This is a genomic window from Candidatus Hydrogenedens sp., from assembly GCA_035361075.1.
Taxonomy (GTDB): Bacteria; Hydrogenedentota; Hydrogenedentia; order Hydrogenedentales; family Hydrogenedentaceae; genus Hydrogenedens.
The window spans coordinates 32,471-50,224 of sequence record DAOSBX010000025.1 but is presented as its reverse complement, the minus strand read 5'-3'; the positions used below and the strand labels follow the sequence as shown (position 1 = coordinate 50,224).

Here is a 17,754-nt window from a genome sequence, read left to right as displayed (position 1 = left end):
GTTAATCTCGAGCCCAGATAGTTGTCATGCCCATGCCACCACCGACGCAGAGTGTGGCTAATCCGTACTTTAATTTTCTCCGTTTCATTTCGTATAGGAGGCTTACTACAATGCGTGTTCCTGTACATCCGACGGGATGACCTAATGCGATACCTGAGCCGTTAACATTAGTAATATCTCTGTTCAGCCCTAACAGTTTTTCGCATGCGAGGTATTGTGCTGCGAAGGCTTCGTTAAGTTCGATAAGTTCGATGTCGTCCAGTTTCATTTTAGCGCGTTCTAAGGCTTGTTTTGTTGCTGGGACTGGTCCATAGCCCATCAGTTCTGGTTCGACACCAGCCATTCCGTACGCGACAAGTCGTCCTAAGGGTTCTAAACCTCTACGGTTGGCTTCTTCTTCAGTCATCAGTACTACCGCTGATGCGGCGTCGTTAATGCCTGAGGCGTTTCCTGCTGTAACTGTTCCATCCTTTTTGAATGTTGGTTTTAATGCGGATAATTGTTCCATTGTCAAGCCCATGCGGACGTGTTCATCTTGTTCGAAAATGGTAACACTTCCTTTCTTTCCTTTTATCTCGATGGGGATTATTTCTTCTTTGAATTTTCCGTCTTTAATTGCTTTTTCTGCGCTATTATGTGATTTGAGTGCGATAGTATCTTGCTCTTCACGGGATATGTTGTACTTTTCGGCTAAGTTTTCGGCAGTAAGTCCCATGATTAATCCGCTCCATGAGTCGGTGAGTCCATCCCAGATTCCGTCGGCGAGGGTTGCATGCTGTAAGCGGATTCCCCATCTCGCTTTATCAATGGTATATGGGACTCTACTCATGACTTCTACTCCGCCTGCGACGGCGATGTTCATATCACCGAGCATGATTTGCTGGGCAGCATAGATGATGGCTTGCATGCCTGAGGCGCAGTTTCTTTGGATTGTAACTCCTGGCACATGAATAGGCAAACCTGCTTTAAGTGCGGCAAGTCTACCTGTGGGCAGTTCGTCGGTTCTCTGCATACATTGACCGATGATTACATCGCCGATGGCTTCGGGTTCAACGTTACTCCGCTGAATGGCCTCTTTAATGACGAGCCCTGCAAGGTCAGGGGCTGGGTAGTCTTTGAGGCTTCCACCGAAGGAACCGATAGCGGTGCGAACTCCTGATGTAATAACGATTGTTTTCATTTTTTTACCTCCTATCCTGTTAATTGGTTGACCATTTGTTGTTACTACTATCTATAATTTAATTTATACTTAAAACTGCTTTAAGAATTCATCTTTTGTTTCGGGTTGGACCTCGACTTCTTCCCAGTATGTCGCATCTTTAGGGAGCCATTGTCGATGTAATGGGTCACCTTTCACGAGCCGAAACAGTAATCCTATCGGCGTTATTATGAGGTAGAAAACAATAAGTAATAGGATTCGTGTCATTAGCCAGTTTAATGCTTCGGCAAGTTTGAGCCAAATAAAAAATACAGGGAGTAAAATAATAGGTACTACAATTCCACAAATGATAAGCACTGCACCGATACCCCACCAGATATATGGGAGTGCTATAAATCCATGTATTGCCCAACGTGCAGTACCGATTAATACACAAATAGCACCGATTAAAATTCCGAACTTCCGTTGTTCTTTTTTGTCTTTGTAATTAATTTTCATAGCCATAGTTATTAATCCAGTTCAAATTCTTTTTTCCAGTCTTTTTCTTCGTGCCATGCTCTTTGTTGGGTTTTATCTAAAAGGAATGAACCCATACATAGATAGTCCATATTTGTTCTCATGAAACAGGTGTATGCTTCTTTCGGTGTGCAAACAATCGGTTCACCGCGGACATTAAAGGAGGTATTAATAATAACGGGGCAACCAGTTCTATCATAGAATGCCTTTATCATATCGTAGTATCGCGGGTGGTCATTACGAGAGATGGTTTGGATTCGTGCTGAATTGTCAACATGTGTTACCGCAGGTATATCAGAACGAATAACCTTTAATTTGTCGAACCCACGAGCCTGTTTTTCTTCCTCTGTTAATTCGCGGAGATGTTCCTTTCGTACATTTGCCACAAGTAACATGTACGGACTCTCTGCACCGTTCAGTTCGAAATATTCATCGGCATGTTCGCGAAGTACTGTAGGAGCAAACGGGCGAAATGATTCTCGGAATTTAATTTTTAAGTTTAGAACGGACTGCATTTCCCGTGAACGTGCATCTCCTAAAATACTCCTCGCCCCTAAGGCACGGGGTCCAAATTCCATCCTTCCTTGAAACCAACCTACAACCTTTCCTTCATCAATCAACTGTGCAACTCGGTTCGCAATGTCTTTTTCGGATAATTTTTCGTAAGGGATATTTTCCTCTCTCAAAAATGTTTCAATTTCATCATCCGAGAATTCAGGTCCTAAATAACTGGCTTTTTGTCGACGAGAGTCAGGGATGCGTTCCTTTCCATAGACTTGATGCCACACTAATAAGGCACAACCTAACGCATTACCTCCATCACTTGCACAGGGCTGTATCCAGATTTCATCAAACGGTCCTTCTCGTAAGAGTCGGCCATTTGCAACACAGTTTAATGTTACCCCGCCTGACATCGCAAGTTTTTTTAATCCTGTTTGTTTATGTACATGATGTGCTATTTTCAAAACGATTTCTTCTGTTACGAGTTGTATCGATTTTGCCAAATCCATTTCGCGTTGTGTAATTTTTGACTCTGGCTTACGAGGTGGACCGCCAAAAAGATTTGCAAACCGCTGGTTGGTCATTTTCAAGCCAGCACAGTAATCGAAATATTTCAAATTCAACCTAAATGAACCGTCATCGCGAATATCAATGAGTTCCCTCTTGATAATATCTACATACGTTGGCTCACCATACGGTGCAAGTCCCATCAGTTTGTACTCTCCGCTATTTACCTTAAACCCTGTAAAGTAGGTAAATGCAGAATATAACAGTCCCAGGGAATGTGGAAAACGTATTTCTTTGAATAATTTTATTTTGTTGCCTTTACCGACGCCATACGCAGATGTTGCCCATTCACCGACGCCGTCGAGGGTTATAATTGCAGATTCTTCAAACGGACTTGGGAAAAATGCAGATGCGGCATGAGAAAGGTGATGCGTGGAAAATAATATTTCACCATGATAATCTAACTCTTTACGAATAGTTGCACGCATATTTAGTTTTTCAGATAGCCATGATGGTAACTGAACAAAAAATGATGTTATGCCTGCTGGTGCGGTTCCGAGATATGTCATCATAAGCCGTTCAAATTTTAGGAATGGCTTATCATAAAACACCACACAGTCGATGTCCGAGATTTTCAAATTCCCTTCCCGAAGGCAGTATTCCACTGCATTTTTTGGAAAACGTGGGTCGTGCTTCTTCCTTGTGAAACGTTCTTCTTGGGCAGATGCGATTATCTCCCCATTCATAAGTAATGCAGATGCGCTGTCATGATAGAAGGCAGATATACCAAGTATATTCATTACTAATCCTTATAAATTCCATTAGAATATTACCGATAATATAAGATAATTTTCAATTATGTCATAAGTGGCATCATTTATTCTGAAACTACCGTGGGGTCGTCCTATATAATAACATATTTAGCAGTATATTATTCCGTGAGCGGGGATGTGGTCAGTAGTTAGTAATATGCGGATTTTGTCCTGTGTTTATGTATTATAACGTATCAGGGCGAAGGCATAAGTTCATACCTAAAAAGATATGTATAGGAACTTGTAAAAATAATGTAGGTTACATAGTTTGATTTTTTTTATGATTTGATATGCGTTATTTAATTTTTTTAACTTTTAAGTAACATGTTTTATTCCTCTCTTGACTTATTATTATTATAAAATGTATATTTGATGTATTATAAATAGATTAAATGGAATATATTTTTTATGTAATGGAGTGCTGGTATGTCAGATGAGGTAAATAATGAAAATCGGATAGCGGAACGACTTGTTAAAGGCGAATACATTACGCAGGAAGAGCTTAATAAAGTCCGTGAACGTGAAAAGACGAGTGGTGTTCCATGGTTTAAACAACTTATTCAAATGGGTAAGGTAACCTTCTCCGCAGTGGAAGACATTCTAAGGTATGAATGGCATCCTCGAGAACTTCAAGAAAAACATAAATCTCTCGGTAGTGCCTTGCTTGAAGACGGAATTATTAGTAAGGAACAACTTGAAGAAGCATTAAGAGTTCAAAAAAGGACGAATAGATTATTAGGTAATATTTTACTTGAACTTGGCTATGTTAAAAGGGAGGATATAGCAAAGACGTTAGCGAAACAGCATAATCTTGAGTATGTAGATATAAAAACTGTTAAGCCAGAGGTTTCTGCGCTAAATACGATACCTGAAGCCCTTGCTCATAGATATCAAGTCTTGCCTATTTATATCGAAGGCGATAAAGTTACAGTGCTTATCACCAGTCCGCAAAATATACAGAAGACAAAAGACCTTTCTATTCTCATAGGTAAGCGAATATACCCAATGTTGACAGCAGTAGACAATATAGATGCAATAATTGATAAATGGTATGAACAACTTTTAAATAATAATGTTATTGTAGAACAACCTAAAAAACAGACAATATCGGCACGAGAAAAAGTAATAACAAAAGAACGACCTGAAAAGGAGAAAGAAATGTCAGAGAAAACAGAAATTAAACGTGTTGCTCCTTCCTCTATCACACAGGATAGGCGGTTTGAAAAGATAGCAAAAGAAGCATCTGGCATGTCTGCTATAAACACAGTGAAAACAATCCTTGAGGGTGCAGTTAAAGCAGGGGCAACAGATATTCATCTTGACCCACAGGAACCAGAGATGCGAGTAAGATATCGAATTGATGGTATTCTACATGATGTGATGAGTATTCACCCGAATATGCAAAATGCTGTGGTTTCTCGTATAAAGATATTGTCTGATCTTGATATTACAGAGACAAGACATCCACAGGATGGACACATGAACTTAGAGGTGGAAGGGAGAGAGTTGGATATCCGTGTAGCAACACTTCCAACATTTTTAGGTGAGCGTGTCGTTTTACGTCTTCTGGATCAGTCTGCAGTTCTGTCAGGGATAGGTGACCTCGGGCTTGATGAGAAAGAACAGAATAAACTTGTAAAACTAATTAGGCAACCTTACGGTATGATACTTGTTACTGGTCCTACAGGGAGCGGTAAGACAACAACACTTTACGCGGCACTTAATCAAAAGAATGTGATGACTGAAAGTATTGTAACACTTGAGGACCCTGTTGAGTACCAGCTCTCTGGAATCAACCAAGTGCAAATTGACCCTGATATTGGAGTGACATTTGCAAATACGTTAAGGGCGGCGTTAAGACAGGATGTTGATGTTATCCTTGTTGGCGAGATACGGGATACAGAAACAGCACATATTGCAATCAGAGCAGCAATGACAGGTCATCTTGTATTTAGTACTCTCCATACGAACGATGCACCCGATGCGATTAACACACTCAGGAATATGGGTATGCCTTCGTACCTGATATCGAGCGCACTTACTGCAATTATTGCACAAAGGCTTGTAAGAAAAACATGTGAGGAGTGTAAGGTAGAGTATAAACCAAGTACATCGATATTGAAGGAGGTAGGACTTCCTACTACTATTAAAAAACTATATCGTGGAAGAGGATGTAATAATTGTTATCACACAGGATATAAAGGTAGAACAGGGATTTTTGAAATATTGGAGATAACACCACAAATTCGGAAATTAATTGCTGATGGTGCAACTCCTGAAACAATAGCACAGACAGCTAAAATGAAGACTATGGCTGACCACTGTAGAGAAAAAATAAAGCAGGGGATTGTAACACCAGAAGAATTTTTAAGAGTTGTTAGATTATAGGTTATAACGTGTTAAAATATTGTTAATAAAACAAATTTTAATAACAAAATATAAACATAAAAATTTATAAAGAATACTCATTTGTTAATAACTATAAGTTTTTAACAAATAAATAAACATCTTCTTAACATAAAGAAGTTGCTTTTAAATATGTAAAATAGATAATCTTTAATAGTTGTTAACAAAAGAACATAAACTACTACAACTAAACTGATATTTATATATAAATAATAAGAAGAAAAAGAGATAATGGAGAAATGCTATGAAAATTACTGTTGAACAGGAAAAATTAAATGAAGCATTATTAAAAGTGAGGAATGCTGTGCCAGCTAAGTCATCGTTACCTATTCTATCGTCTATTTTAATAACAGCGGAAAATGGCATTTTAAAATTGACGAGTACAGATTTAAGGATGACGATAGAGCAGGAATTGAGTGAATGTAAAATAATAGAAGAGGGGAAAGTAACAATAAGAGCACATTTATTTTCGAACTTATTATCTCACTTACCGAAGGGTGAAGTTAATATTCAATCTATTGGAGAAAATCAGGTTGTAGTGAAGAGTGGTAGAACAGAAGTTAAATATATAACGATGCCACCGGATGAGTTTCCACCAGTAACGTATATTGAGGATGAAGAACCAGTTATCATTTCAGAATCGCTTTTAATGGATATGTTTAAGAAGGTTGCATTTGCGGTGTGCACCGAAGAATCGAGATATGCATTAACAGGTGTTTTATTTGAAATGTCGGGTGGTAAATTGACGGTTGTTGCAACGGATGGTAAGAGGATGAGTTTACGAAGAGAAAAGGAAAATGTTCCAAAAGAGAAGAATGTAAGAATAACGATTCCTGAAAGAGCGGTTAAAGAGATAATGAATCAGATGGATGGGACAGGTGATGTTAAGATATGTGTAGGTGAGTCGAGGGCAAGTTTCCAATTTAATCAAACATGTTTGACGTGTAGTTTGATAGATGGGACATTTCCAAATTATGAAATAGTAATACCTAAAGATTATAGTAAGCATGTTATATTGAAAACAGAGGAGTGGAAGGAAGTATTGAAGAGAGCAGAGGCAATGAAGACAATGACAATAAAAATGATTATTAAGGAAGGTCAGTTGCAGGTAGATGTGCAGAACCCAGAGGTGGGTGAGTTTAGTGATATTGTGGAAGCGGAGTATAAAGGGGAAGATGTAAAAATAGGCTTTAATATTGAGTACCTTGTCGATGTGGCTGAACATATTACAACAGATAAAGTTGTGTTATCTGTAAAGGATAGTAATAGTCCATGTGTTATAAAACCACTAAATCCCGAGAAGGAAGAAGATGAGAGATATCTGAACATTATAATGCCAGTAAAACTATAATGTTTTGATATACAAGAAGTTTTTAGTTTAAAAGGGAAAAGTAATTGTGCCTGTCTATTATAACGTTGTTTGTAAGTAAGTAGTTTTTGGAGAAAAGATATGAAAAATGTATTGGTAGTAGTTGCTCACGGCGATGATATGGAGTTTATGTGTGCAGGGACAATATACAGGTTAGTAGAGGAGAAAAAATACAATGTTTATGAGTTAATTCTTACGGACAATAGAAAGGGAACGTTTTCTTTGAGTGAGGGAGAAGTTGTAGAAAAGTCGAGGTTAGAGGCGATAGAAGCAGGTAAGGTATTAGGATTAAAGGAAGTAAGGTTTGGTAACTTTTTAGATTCAGAATTAGAAGATGTTCCACGAAAATATGTAAGAAACATGATTATAGATGTAATAAGAGAGGTGAAGGCTAATATCGTTTTTTCATGGGACCCATTTGCTCCAGGTGAGGATCATCCTGACCACAGGTATACTGCAATGGTAACGTATGAGGCGTGTTCCTTTAGTAGTAATCCTAAGTTTGGTACTGTCGGTTTGTATCAACCACATTTTGTAAGTGAAGCATATTGGTTCGCTAAGAAGCCATACAGTGTAAATGCATACATTGACATAAGTGCTGTAATTGATAAGAAGATAGAATCTCTATTAAAACATGAAACACAGATGGACTTGACAATAGATTCGTTATTATTAGAGGCGAGTACATTAGGTATTAACATGGACGGTCTTAAGAAAGCTGATAGAGAATTAAAAAATCAGGTTATCACAAGTGCTATAAAGAATTACACAGCAGAAAAAGGTAGAAGCCAAGGAATAGGACACGCTGAGTTATTTAGATATGAGAAGTTTGGTGTTTTAGAACTTGTTTTAGGAGAGGAAATTGTTAAACCTGATTTTCCTTTACTAACCACCTAATTTACTCTTTTCTATCTGCTCTATTTTTTCTAAAATGTGCTGTGCGTTTTTTATATCGTTATTTTTCTTCAACGCCTTTTCTGCAAATGACTTTGACTTTTCGTAGTCTCCTAACTCGAAGTAAAGCACAGCAACATTGCTTAGTATTTGTGGGTCCTCACCTGATAGTTGTATACATTTTTCGTAGTAAACGAGAGCATCGTCATATCTTCCAAGAGATTGGTATGCGAACGCTAAATCGTTATACGGACCAGCAAGTAACGGATTTTCCTCAATAGCCCTTTTTAAGCAAGGGATGGCTTCACTATATCTCCCCTGCTTGATAAGAGAGTAACCAATATTACAATAAGACACATAGCAATTAGGTTCATATTTTAATGTATTTCTGAATAGTTTTTCTCCATTCTCCCAAACGGGTAATTTAATAACAGTGACTGTTGCAAATGACAAAATTAAAAGGAATAACAAAACATTATATAGACGTTTAGTAATACCATAAAGACGAGTTGAAAGTGTCACTAAAAATAAGGAAAAACCTATGTGTGCAGAATATGTAAAACGGTCTGCTATAAGGTGATGTCCAAATGGAATAATGCCAAGCACTGGCAAAAGCGGTATGAGGAAGAGAAGAAAAGAACCCACTCCAATTTTAATATTTTTAGGTGAAAAAATCCAAAAAGTGGATACTACAGAAAGAACGAGTAAAGAGAATATTACAACCTGTACCCTATCGTAAACAGGTACTCCTTTATAAACAGTAAAGAATGGGTAGTACTCGATACCGGACGGGATATGTAGGTTTATAGGGACGAATGTGAGAAGAGCATACGCAGATGAGGATACGATAACCCTTCGTATTCTTTGCAATGGTGATAGTACACCAGTGGGAACAATTGCTTCTTGCTCAGCGTGTATTGTTATTAGCAAAATGAACAATGAGATAATGAAGAAAGGGACATAAAGCAACAACTGTTTTAGAAGACTAATATTATTTTTTTCCTGTTCCTTATTACCTACAATAAGAAAATCTAATACGGGGAGAAATAAGGGAAAAATGATACTTACAGGTTTAGATAAAGCGGATAAGAAGAAAAAGAGTAGGACTTTTAAGTAGTCAGATTTCGTACGTGAATACTTCCAATTCATGTATTTGTGCAACATCAATAGCAGGAAGAACGTTGATAAAAGGTCTTTCCTTCCCGCTATCCATGCAACAGGTTCAATCCTCAACGGATGTAAAGTGAAAATACAAACTGAAAGGAATTGTAGCAAACCATCTCCTGTGAGTCTGCATAAAACCCTCCAAAGAATCAGAGCATTTAAAGTATGAAGAATAAGATTTATTAAGTGGTGCCCATGAGCGTTATCACCAAACACGTGAGTATCTACTCGGTGTGAGATTTTCGTTAGAGGAGCCCAAAAACCATCATCTGTGGAGGTAAGAGCCCAGTATAAGAATTGAGGTGACCATAAATTTCCCTTGTTAATTTTTCCTACTGTGTAGACATAGTCGTCGTAATAGACAAAGTCGAAATGCACTACCTGACCAAAGACGAGAATGATTAACGCAATAAGGAAAGCGTTCCATGTGGGACATGAAACGCGAGGGTTATATAGGATTGTTTTAAGGTTTCGCCCAATATTGTTTTCTTTATTGGAGACTGTACAATGAGGACTGCATCCACAACTCTGGGTCATTCTTTATTGTGTTCCTTATGTGAATATTCATCCCATAAGTTCAAAAATGTATTAAACAAAAACTCGTCATTTTCTGAATTCATTAGTTTTTCTACTACTTCTTCATTGGATAGAAAAGAACCTATTTCTGCCATGATATCTAAATATTCCTTTCCGCTCTCTTTTGGTGCTATTACGAAGAAGAAGATTCGGCTCTTTAATCCATCCATAGACCCATAAGCAACTCCTTCAGGTGATACAAGAATGCCGATAATAAAATCTGATATGCCTGACATTCGACAGTGAGGCAAAGCAATACCTTTTGTTAAAGCAGTTGAGCCCAACTGCTCACGCTCTAAGAATGTATCCAAGACCTCCTTTTCTCGCGATAGCAATTCCTCATTATGATGCGAAGTTAATTTTGCTATCTTCTCAAGAATAAATGGTTTGGTTTCTGCATCTTTGTAGACACAAACTAAATCACGAGTAATGTATTTTGTCAAGTCAATCATAAATGGTTGCCTACCATTAATTTTTATAAAAAACTTCTATTTTATCAGTGATTAACCAACTCTTCTTAATGAAATTGAAAATTGTTTTTAAGGTTCTTGTTGGACTAACAATATATTAACCACGGAATTTTAATATAATGATGACAAGAATTACGGGAATAACTACCGCTATAGTCCATTTGTTTTGGATAATGAATTGTAATATTTCACCGATGTCAATCATATAAGACCCTTTTTATTTTAGTCCAATAATTGCAATAATGATGGCAATAATGGCGAATATGATACCTGGGATACACATCCTCTTATTAAATGTGCTGTCTTCTGACAGAAGCAATCCATAACCGTTCCAGACAATAGAGCCCCCTGCAAGTAGGATTATCGAATATGAAAAGAGCGGAGGAAAGAACGCTGTCCCAGTATTCTTGGTTAATGGTAGAGATAAGATAAAAGCGAGAATGGCACTTATCAAACCACTAACCCACATAGGTGTCGGCTTTGGTGAACTTGCAGTTAAGATACGAAACTCATTAGGGTCATCACTTGGCTTCCGCTTTAAATGTTTGTAACCACTGGTAGGGGTTGTCCCTGCGGGTTCTTGTGTTTCTGCGGACAAATTGAATGGATTCTCGACATGCTCATCATCCAGTGGGTTCTTTATTATAGGCTCCTTAGCCCCCATTTTTTCTCCTGTAGATTCAGGTCCGACTTTATCTTTTACTTTTATGGAGACGTCACCCAATTCAGCGGATAAATCCTCAAAACTCAGAGAAACGTTTTCTTCTTGCTTCTTAGGTTCTGGTTTTGGGGGAGATGGTGAAACGTTTATTTTTGCTGAGGGTTGTGATTGTTTTGATGGGGCACAATTTCGGCAGACAATCTGCCCTGTAGGCATGTAGAATAAATGGGAGCGACACACAGGTTTTTTACACGTTGGACATAAAGCCCCACAATTCTTACAGATGACATGCCCACAAACGGAACATTTAGCAACTGCAGGATTAAGATTACAAACAGAACAATTCATTTAATTCTCAGCCTATTGTTGTACGTTATTATTTTACTAAATTTATTATATTTTAGTGGAACGAAAATGAAACATATATGTATATTTTAATATTGCATATTGTCAATATTACAATATGTGGTAAGATAAAACAAGTTAAACTCTGAAAAGAAACAAGAATGACAAATAATATTCATAAGATAATAACATTCTTTATTTTAACCTTATCTTTAATAAGCACGGGTTGTTTTAGGGTTACAGTGCCAGATGTGGAAAAAATTTCTTTGAGTATGGCTATAGAGAAGTTAAAAGAATATCATTTAAAGCCTGGTACGATTTCCTATACTAATTCGGAAGATGTAAAGGTAGGAAATGTTGTTGAGCAGGTTCCTGGTCCTGGCGAAAAGGTACGGAAGGGGAGTTCTGTTAATTTGATGGTATCGAAGGGGTCTGTGTATGTTTTAGTTCCGTATATTATAGGTATTAGGTTAGAAGAAGGTATAGAAATAATTAAAGAGGTGTCTCTAAGTATCGGCACAATCTCTGAGATGTTCTCCGATATCTATCCATCTGGTTATATTATTTCTCAGGACCCATCAGTCGGCAAGAAATTGCTACCAGGAGACAAGGTGAATCTGGTTGTATCGAAAGGTCCTGAGATGGTAGAGGTGCCAAATGTTATGGGGTTATCAGAAAACGATGCTGTGACTTTAATTACTACGGCGAGACTAAAGGTTGGAACGATTACTCGCCAGTATAGCGATACTATTGAGGAAGGGAAGGTTATCTCCCAGAAGCCAGAGGCAGGGAAGTTGGTGGTCGTACATAGTCCAGTAGAACTTGTTATATCTCAGGGAAAAGAGCCTATTCCTAACCCGTATAATCTAAAACCAATCTCGAAAGAACGAGCGGAACAAATCAGTGTTTATGTTCGGAAGGCAAAAATTCGTTCTGAAGAGGGAGACCTCGTCCCGATAGCATGGTCTATGATAAACCAAGCCTGTCAGGATCGAAGCCTTCTATTACAGTATTTAATCGCCTCAACCCCTGACCCTATCCCCGAAACGGAACTGATACTCGACCCCAACGAATTGACCGAAACAAAAATTCAGCAAGTAATTGCTCAACCTTATGTTGATGTTGCTTCAATGAATATTACAGGTCCCTTAATTGTATTCCAGAACTTAGTCTCAACGAGTGAAATTACTTTTCCAGACGAACCTATGCATTTTTATTGGCCCTATCATCATGCAGTTGCTGTGAATGTTGAAGGTAACATCTGTATCATAGACCTGTCTATTCAGGATGTACCTATTCCTATTGGAGAATGGACTGCAAAATTAACAAGCGAAACAACCTGCGGAGAAGTGAGCGAAGAAGAATACTGGGAGATATGGTTCTATTGGGTATCATTGATGAGCAACTGGCAGGTAGAAGAAACCCCGGAGAAACTCTGCGGTTATACCATAACTCCTATGCTCACTTTCCGTTCCGACCAGGAACCTCAAGTTCAGGGTGTAAAAGATGCATTATCTACAATGGTGGTTCAGACCTATGCCTTCCAATCCCTGGTAATGGATACTTATGGCATTGATGTCCCTATTGAATCTGTTCCTTTTATAACATCATTGTATACACCAGGGACAATTGACGATTTATGCTCCTGGGTTTCATACCTTTTCTGTCAACAGGAGTAAATAAAAATTATTTCGGATAATTTGATTAAATTTAATTTACACACAATTCTAAAATTTTGTTGATAACCCGATACTCGATTGTTATAATTACTGTATTATAAATAAAGGACAAAAGATGCAAAAGAAAATGTATCAAGGTATACGCAAACAGTCAACTATAACTGTTTTTGGGCTTCCACTTATTGATATTGCCATCGGTCCTGATGTTGAAAAGAACGAAATGCGAGGGGTTGCTAACGGGATTATTGCCATTGGTGATATTGCCAGAGGCTGGATTGCTATCGGTGGTATGGCTGTTGGCATTATTACATTTGGCGGTCTATCTATCGGCATCGTCTCGATAGGTGGCCTATCGCTGGGTGTAATAGCAATCGGAGGTGTTGCTGTCGGTGCAATTGCTATAGGTGGAGCAGTGGTAGGCGTTATAGCCATAGGTGGTGGAGCATTTGGATATTATGCCTTTGGCGGTGGAGCATTTGGGAAATATGTCGTCTCCGCAACAAAACGAGCCCCGGAAGCCATCGCGTTCTTTAAACAGTGGTTCCCGTTCTTACCAACACTATAAAAAGAGAGTTCCTGAAAGATTCTTTAATCCAATAATGAATTCTCTTGTGATAAAAATTGTGTATTAAATAATGATAAAATACGTTCGGAATCCCAGTTTTTACTTTATGTTAATGTGGGGATGGTTTATTGCCTTATTTGTAATACACTTATTGATATATCCCATACCTGCCTATTTTTCCTCTTATATTAGATATTTCGGTGCCTCTGTTATCATTGGCATATTTATGCTTATATTAGGATTTATAAATGCTAAAACGAATTTCTGGAAATGCCTTAGACTGTGGGGGAAAGTTTTTGTCCTTATCATCTCTTATATAATCAGTGTTTTGTTTGTAGTCCTTAATTCAATTTTAATGGATACTTACATGTCTGCACAGTTCTTTGACAGGGCCAATGACAGCGATTTTGAAATGCTATGTTTACCTTCCGTTCTATTTTATTTTATCATTAGTATTCTATTCATGGTAATTGTTAGTATATCCAATAAATTCAGACAAGAAAATTAATTCCACAACAACAATCGCTTTATAGTCTCTACACATTTTTATCATAATGAATAAATGAACAAGGAGTATTTTGGTGAGTTATCGCTGGATAGTAAGTGATATTGATGGATGCCTTTCTCCGGAAACTTCAGAGGCATGGAACTGGGATACCTTTAAACAATTGGCAGAGTTTTTTCATAAAAGAAGAAGAAACAGTCCTTATCCTGTGCCATTAATTTTATGCACAGGTAGACCTCAACCTTATGTAGAAGTCTGGGCAAAGATTTTTGATTTGCGTGCTCCACTTGTATGTGAAAACGGCGCAGTTATTTATACATTAAAAGACAATATGTCACGATTCGGTCCTGGTGTAACATCAGAAAAAATTCAAGGATTACGCAACCTACGATTATTTATTGAAAAAGAACTGTTACCTAAGCAACCTGAAGTAATTTATCAATTTGGGAAAGAAGCTCAACTCTCACTGTTCAGCCAGAAACCAGAATTATTTAATGAAATGATAGATACCATCCATAATTTTGTCAAACAACAGGGTGGACCTGAATTAGTTATCCAACCGAGCCATTACTATTTGAATATATCACTTGCTGGTGTCAATAAAGGTGAAGCCATAAAGGTTATATTGAATGAATTGGAGTCCAATCGTAACGAAGCAGTAGGTATCGGAGATACCTCAGGTGATATTGCTATTCGCGAACAGGTAGCCTTTTTCGCATGCCCTGCCAATGCACATAAAGAGATAAAAGAATACGCTGATTACATCTCTCCTTATCCCGACATTTTAGGCGTACTGGATATTCTACAACAACCCCCATTCATGTCCGTGTGGACAACTGTCTAATTAGCAAACATACCCCGAAACATAAAATATACAGCACCCACAAGGCACATGGAAGCCCATACAAAATCCATACGAATTTGCTCTTTCATATATACAACCGAGAAAATAGCAAATACTACCATCGTAATAACTTCTTGAAGTACCTTTAACTGACTTAAACTTAAAAACTGAAACCCAATACGGTTAGCAGGCACTTGAAGGCAATATTCAAAAAACGCTACACACCAACTAAATACAATTGCCATAAATATAGGCTTACTCTTCATATCCTTCAAATGACCATACCACGCATAAGTCATGAACAGATTCGATAATATCAATAAGATTATCGGAGCAAATCGATACCACATATATAAAACTACCTAATTTATATTTATTTGGGATAGATTATGGAGGGATTGTTAGTATTATAACATAGTTTGGAATGGATTTTAAAGGGTTATAGTTGGGAGTTGGACAAGTTGGACAGTTCGAATATTGGCTTATGTGTCAATGTGAAACGGGTGTTTTATTTTTAAGTATGGAAATGAAACAGGTATATCTTTCACTAAGGAACAGCCTATATAAAATCCTGTGTTTTCAGACACTTTTTATTCATTTCAGTTTGGCATGGTGTTTGCTAAATGTAGAATGAAATTTGAAAAATGTAGAAACAACCTAAACCTTAATAAAAGGAGGTGTTAGCTATGAGAAGATGGTGGGATCCAATTCAAGAATTAGAACAAATCAAACGTGAGATGGATGATTTGTTCCGCATTTTCAATGAGGATGTCTGGGACATCCCTTCGTTCCGCTTCTCGTTCTTGCCAGGTATTTCGGCACGTACTTATCCTCTTGTCAATATTGCAGAGGATAAAGATAATGTCTACGTGGAGGCATTGGCTCCAGGGATTAACCCTGAGACATTGGAAGTCTCCGTTCTTAATAACACTGTCCGCATTGCAGGAGAGAAACCTGCGGTGAAGGATGTAAAACCGGAGGCTTTCCATCGCAATGAGCGTGGTGCTGGTAAATTTATCCGCACAATTTCACTTCCTGTCGATGTAGATTCGGATAAAGTCAAGGCGGAGTATAAGAATGGTATTTTGATGCTAACGCTCCCTAAAGCCGAATCGGCTAAACCCAAACAAATTGCAATATCTGTAAGTTAATATACTAAATAAAAAAGGAGGTGTTGGCTATGAAAGAAACAACAATTCCTGTCAAGACCCAATCTAAACATGTTCCTGATACACGGGACAGTTCAAAGACACTACGACCGCCTGTGGACATCTTTGAGACATCAGAAGGTTTAACAGTCATTGCGGACTTACCTGGTGTTCAGAAAGAAGATGTCCAGATTCAGGTGGAGAATGACATCCTGACTATCAAGGCTGTTGCAAAAAGCAATTTGAATGTAGACCCAACCTATCGGGAGTTTGAATTATATCCCTATTTCCGTCAATTCCAGTTAAGTGATAAGACGGATCAGGAGAAAATCAAGGCGGAACTGAAGAATGGTGTATTGATTATCCACTTACCTAAGAAAGAAGAAGCCAAACCAAAACAAATTCCTGTTACTGTCAGTTAAGGAATAAATGGGCAGGTTCAGTAGTGAATCTGCCCATATAAAAAATAAAAGGAGGTGAGGTTTATGCGTAACACGTTGGTTCCAGTTCAAATTAAAGAAAGATTAAACGATTTACGGCAAACCGTCAACAATTGGTTTGACCGTTTGTTAACCTCCCGAAAGGATTCGGGAAATTGGCTCACGCATGAACCTTTCTTCTTCGACGTGTTCAATACCGCAACATTTCCTGCGGTAGATGTCGAAGAAAGTGATGATGAGGTCATCATAAATGCAGAAATGCCAGGCTTATCCGAAAAGGATTTTGAGGTTGAGCTTCAGGGGCAAAGGCTTATCCTGCGGGGTGAAAAGAAATTCCAGCAGGAAAAGAAGGACCGTTCATACTACTATGCAGAATGTCAATATGGTTCCTTCTCTCGTGTCATTCCTTTGCCTTGTGAAGTCGTTGCGGAAAAAGCCGAGGCAAAATATAAAAATGGCGTATTAAATATACGATTGCCGAAAAGCGAATCCGCTAAGGCGCATCGTGTGCGTATTAATGTTGAATAATCACCACAGACTTCCCAACGATATAGTTACCGCAACGAAGCCATGTTTCGAAAAGAACATGGCTTCCGTTTTTAATGGATAAAAATGATACGAATTGTATTATAATATCTTTATATAAACAGTGGTTTTTTAGTTTCCTAACAAAGATAGGGCTTGTTATATGACATTTGCTGAACTGTATGACATCATTTACACCCATTTACTTGAGCATTGGCAGACCTATGCTATCATAGCGGTTTTTATGGTGCCAATTATCTTTTTAACACGTAAATGGTCTTTACCTTTTATTTTCTACGGTATTGAGAGTTGTATCTATCTTGTTATTATGCATATCATCGTTCATTATTTTGTTGCGTTAGTTGTCTGGTTCAAGGTTAATACAGACATGAAAATGCTCCGTGAAGAAGGTAAACCGCCAGAAGTACCTGACTGGGGCACGCCGTTAATTGATTTTTGGAATAAAAATTCGTATATTCCTCCGTGGATTGCGTATGTGGAAATCGTTTTTGTTATTCTTATTTTGCTCCTCGTCTTTAAATATAGACCTCCAAAATTAGGACCCGTTAAGTCAAAAAGAGCAAAGATACGAGAGGAACATAGAACGCTTATTCGAAAGGAATTTGAAGAGAAGAAAGCGAAGTATATGGACGATATCATGCCATAGT

Annotated in this window: 17 protein-coding genes; 10 read left to right on the top strand and 7 right to left on the bottom strand. The window is 37.9% G+C overall.

The window, feature by feature from the left end:
• Position 1: 1 nt before the first annotated feature.
• From PLJ10_08890 to PLJ10_08880, 3 genes are all read right to left on the bottom strand, one after another.
• Positions 2-1,180 (bottom strand): acetyl-CoA C-acetyltransferase, encoded by a 1,179-nt coding sequence (locus PLJ10_08890; GenBank protein ID HOK09762.1) that lies wholly within the window; start codon positions 1,178-1,180, stop codon positions 2-4.
• Positions 1,181-1,249: 69 nt separating this feature from the next.
• On the bottom strand, positions 1,250-1,663 hold the full coding sequence (locus PLJ10_08885; GenBank protein ID HOK09761.1) for an SxtJ family membrane protein: 414 nt from the start codon (positions 1,661-1,663) through the stop codon (positions 1,250-1,252).
• A gap of 5 nt (positions 1,664-1,668) precedes the next feature.
• Positions 1,669-3,483: a carbamoyltransferase gene (locus tag PLJ10_08880; GenBank protein ID HOK09760.1), complete on the bottom strand. Its 1,815-nt coding sequence runs from the start codon at positions 3,481-3,483 to the stop codon at positions 1,669-1,671.
• 438 nt (positions 3,484-3,921) lie between these two features.
• Between PLJ10_08880 and PLJ10_08875 the strand changes: the two genes are divergently transcribed.
• The 3 genes from PLJ10_08875 to PLJ10_08865 all read left to right on the top strand — a co-directional run bounded on the left by PLJ10_08875 (position 3,922) and on the right by PLJ10_08865 (position 8,167).
• Positions 3,922-5,883: an ATPase, T2SS/T4P/T4SS family gene (locus tag PLJ10_08875; GenBank protein HOK09759.1), complete on the top strand. Its 1,962-nt coding sequence runs from the start codon at positions 3,922-3,924 to the stop codon at positions 5,881-5,883.
• Positions 5,884-6,145: 262 nt separating this feature from the next.
• Complete coding sequence (gene dnaN / locus PLJ10_08870; GenBank protein HOK09758.1) at positions 6,146-7,252, top strand: DNA polymerase III subunit beta; 1,107 nt, start codon at positions 6,146-6,148, stop codon at positions 7,250-7,252.
• A gap of 99 nt (positions 7,253-7,351) precedes the next feature.
• On the top strand, positions 7,352-8,167 hold the full coding sequence (locus tag PLJ10_08865) for a PIG-L family deacetylase (GenBank protein HOK09757.1): 816 nt from the start codon (positions 7,352-7,354) through the stop codon (positions 8,165-8,167).
• Here PLJ10_08865 and PLJ10_08860 read toward each other — a convergent pair.
• The 3 genes from PLJ10_08860 to PLJ10_08850 form a co-directional block, all read right to left on the bottom strand.
• Positions 8,156-9,865: a tetratricopeptide repeat protein gene (locus PLJ10_08860; protein ID HOK09756.1), complete on the bottom strand. Its 1,710-nt coding sequence runs from the start codon at positions 9,863-9,865 to the stop codon at positions 8,156-8,158. The two genes, PLJ10_08865 and PLJ10_08860, sit on opposite strands and share 12 nt — an antisense overlap.
• A complete protein-coding gene (locus PLJ10_08855; GenBank protein HOK09755.1) occupies positions 9,862-10,356 on the bottom strand; it encodes a PTS sugar transporter subunit IIA in 495 nt (164 codons plus the stop codon). Before PLJ10_08855 ends, PLJ10_08860 begins: the two co-directional genes overlap by 4 nt.
• A 235-nt stretch (positions 10,357-10,591) precedes the next feature.
• The gene (locus PLJ10_08850; protein ID HOK09754.1) at positions 10,592-11,383 is read right to left on the bottom strand and encodes a hypothetical protein; all 792 of its coding nucleotides are present in this window, start codon (positions 11,381-11,383) and stop codon (positions 10,592-10,594) included.
• 158 nt (positions 11,384-11,541) lie between these two features.
• Here PLJ10_08850 and PLJ10_08845 point away from each other — a divergent pair, with 158 nt between their 5' ends.
• The 3 genes from PLJ10_08845 (at position 11,542) to PLJ10_08835 (ending at position 14,973) form a co-directional block, all read left to right on the top strand.
• Positions 11,542-13,059 carry a PASTA domain-containing protein gene (locus PLJ10_08845; GenBank protein HOK09753.1) on the top strand — a complete coding sequence of 506 codons (1,518 nt, stop codon included), beginning with the start codon at positions 11,542-11,544 and terminating at the stop codon, positions 13,057-13,059.
• A 115-nt stretch (positions 13,060-13,174) separates the two neighbouring features.
• Positions 13,175-13,624 (top strand): hypothetical protein, encoded by a 450-nt coding sequence (locus PLJ10_08840; protein ID HOK09752.1) that lies wholly within the window; start codon positions 13,175-13,177, stop codon positions 13,622-13,624.
• 581 nt (positions 13,625-14,205) lie between these two features.
• Positions 14,206-14,973 (top strand): HAD family hydrolase, encoded by a 768-nt coding sequence (locus PLJ10_08835; protein HOK09751.1) that lies wholly within the window; start codon positions 14,206-14,208, stop codon positions 14,971-14,973.
• Here the strand turns inward: PLJ10_08835 and PLJ10_08830 are convergent.
• Positions 14,970-15,323, bottom strand: coding sequence for a DMT family protein (locus tag PLJ10_08830; GenBank protein HOK09750.1), 354 nt, complete (start codon positions 15,321-15,323; stop codon positions 14,970-14,972). The genes PLJ10_08835 and PLJ10_08830 overlap by 4 nt on opposite strands.
• Before the next feature lie 336 nt (positions 15,324-15,659).
• On the opposite strand from PLJ10_08830, the gene PLJ10_08825 reads away from it, so the two are divergent.
• The 4 genes from PLJ10_08825 to PLJ10_08810 all read left to right on the top strand — a co-directional run bounded on the left by PLJ10_08825 (position 15,660) and on the right by PLJ10_08810 (position 17,753).
• On the top strand, positions 15,660-16,124 hold the full coding sequence (locus tag PLJ10_08825) for an Hsp20/alpha crystallin family protein (GenBank protein ID HOK09749.1): 465 nt from the start codon (positions 15,660-15,662) through the stop codon (positions 16,122-16,124).
• Between the two features lie 29 nt (positions 16,125-16,153).
• Positions 16,154-16,543 carry an Hsp20/alpha crystallin family protein gene (locus PLJ10_08820; GenBank protein HOK09748.1) on the top strand — a complete coding sequence of 130 codons (390 nt, stop codon included), beginning with the start codon at positions 16,154-16,156 and terminating at the stop codon, positions 16,541-16,543.
• A gap of 63 nt (positions 16,544-16,606) precedes the next feature.
• Positions 16,607-17,089 (top strand): Hsp20/alpha crystallin family protein, encoded by a 483-nt coding sequence (locus tag PLJ10_08815; protein ID HOK09747.1) that lies wholly within the window; start codon positions 16,607-16,609, stop codon positions 17,087-17,089.
• 160 nt (positions 17,090-17,249) lie between these two features.
• On the top strand, positions 17,250-17,753 hold the full coding sequence (locus tag PLJ10_08810; protein HOK09746.1) for a hypothetical protein: 504 nt from the start codon (positions 17,250-17,252) through the stop codon (positions 17,751-17,753).
• Position 17,754 lies beyond the last annotated feature (1 nt).

Excerpts from the sequence above, each read along its gene's own strand:
- PLJ10_08885 (HOK09761.1), bottom strand. The coding sequence starts at position 1,663 with ATGGCTATGAAAATTAATTACAAAGACAAAAAAGAACAACGGAAGTTC.
- PLJ10_08875 (HOK09759.1), top strand. The coding sequence starts at position 3,922 with ATGTCAGATGAGGTAAATAATGAAAATCGGATAGCGGAACGACTTGTT.
- PLJ10_08810 (HOK09746.1), top strand. The coding sequence starts at position 17,250 with ATGACATTTGCTGAACTGTATGACATCATTTACACCCATTTACTTGAG.
- PLJ10_08825 (HOK09749.1), top strand. The coding sequence starts at position 15,660 with ATGAGAAGATGGTGGGATCCAATTCAAGAATTAGAACAAATCAAACGT.
- PLJ10_08855 (HOK09755.1), bottom strand. The coding sequence starts at position 10,356 with ATGATTGACTTGACAAAATACATTACTCGTGATTTAGTTTGTGTCTAC.
- PLJ10_08880 (HOK09760.1), bottom strand. The coding sequence starts at position 3,483 with ATGAATATACTTGGTATATCTGCCTTCTATCATGACAGCGCATCTGCA.
- dnaN (HOK09758.1), top strand. The coding sequence starts at position 6,146 with ATGAAAATTACTGTTGAACAGGAAAAATTAAATGAAGCATTATTAAAA.
- PLJ10_08865 (HOK09757.1), top strand. The coding sequence starts at position 7,352 with ATGAAAAATGTATTGGTAGTAGTTGCTCACGGCGATGATATGGAGTTT.
- PLJ10_08850 (HOK09754.1), bottom strand. The coding sequence starts at position 11,383 with ATGAATTGTTCTGTTTGTAATCTTAATCCTGCAGTTGCTAAATGTTCC.
- PLJ10_08890 (HOK09762.1), bottom strand. The coding sequence starts at position 1,180 with ATGAAAACAATCGTTATTACATCAGGAGTTCGCACCGCTATCGGTTCC.
- PLJ10_08830 (HOK09750.1), bottom strand. The coding sequence starts at position 15,323 with ATGTGGTATCGATTTGCTCCGATAATCTTATTGATATTATCGAATCTG.
- PLJ10_08860 (HOK09756.1), bottom strand. The coding sequence starts at position 9,865 with ATGACCCAGAGTTGTGGATGCAGTCCTCATTGTACAGTCTCCAATAAA.
- PLJ10_08845 (HOK09753.1), top strand. The coding sequence starts at position 11,542 with ATGACAAATAATATTCATAAGATAATAACATTCTTTATTTTAACCTTA.
- PLJ10_08815 (HOK09747.1), top strand. The coding sequence starts at position 16,607 with ATGCGTAACACGTTGGTTCCAGTTCAAATTAAAGAAAGATTAAACGAT.
- PLJ10_08840 (HOK09752.1), top strand. The coding sequence starts at position 13,175 with ATGCAAAAGAAAATGTATCAAGGTATACGCAAACAGTCAACTATAACT.
- PLJ10_08820 (HOK09748.1), top strand. The coding sequence starts at position 16,154 with ATGAAAGAAACAACAATTCCTGTCAAGACCCAATCTAAACATGTTCCT.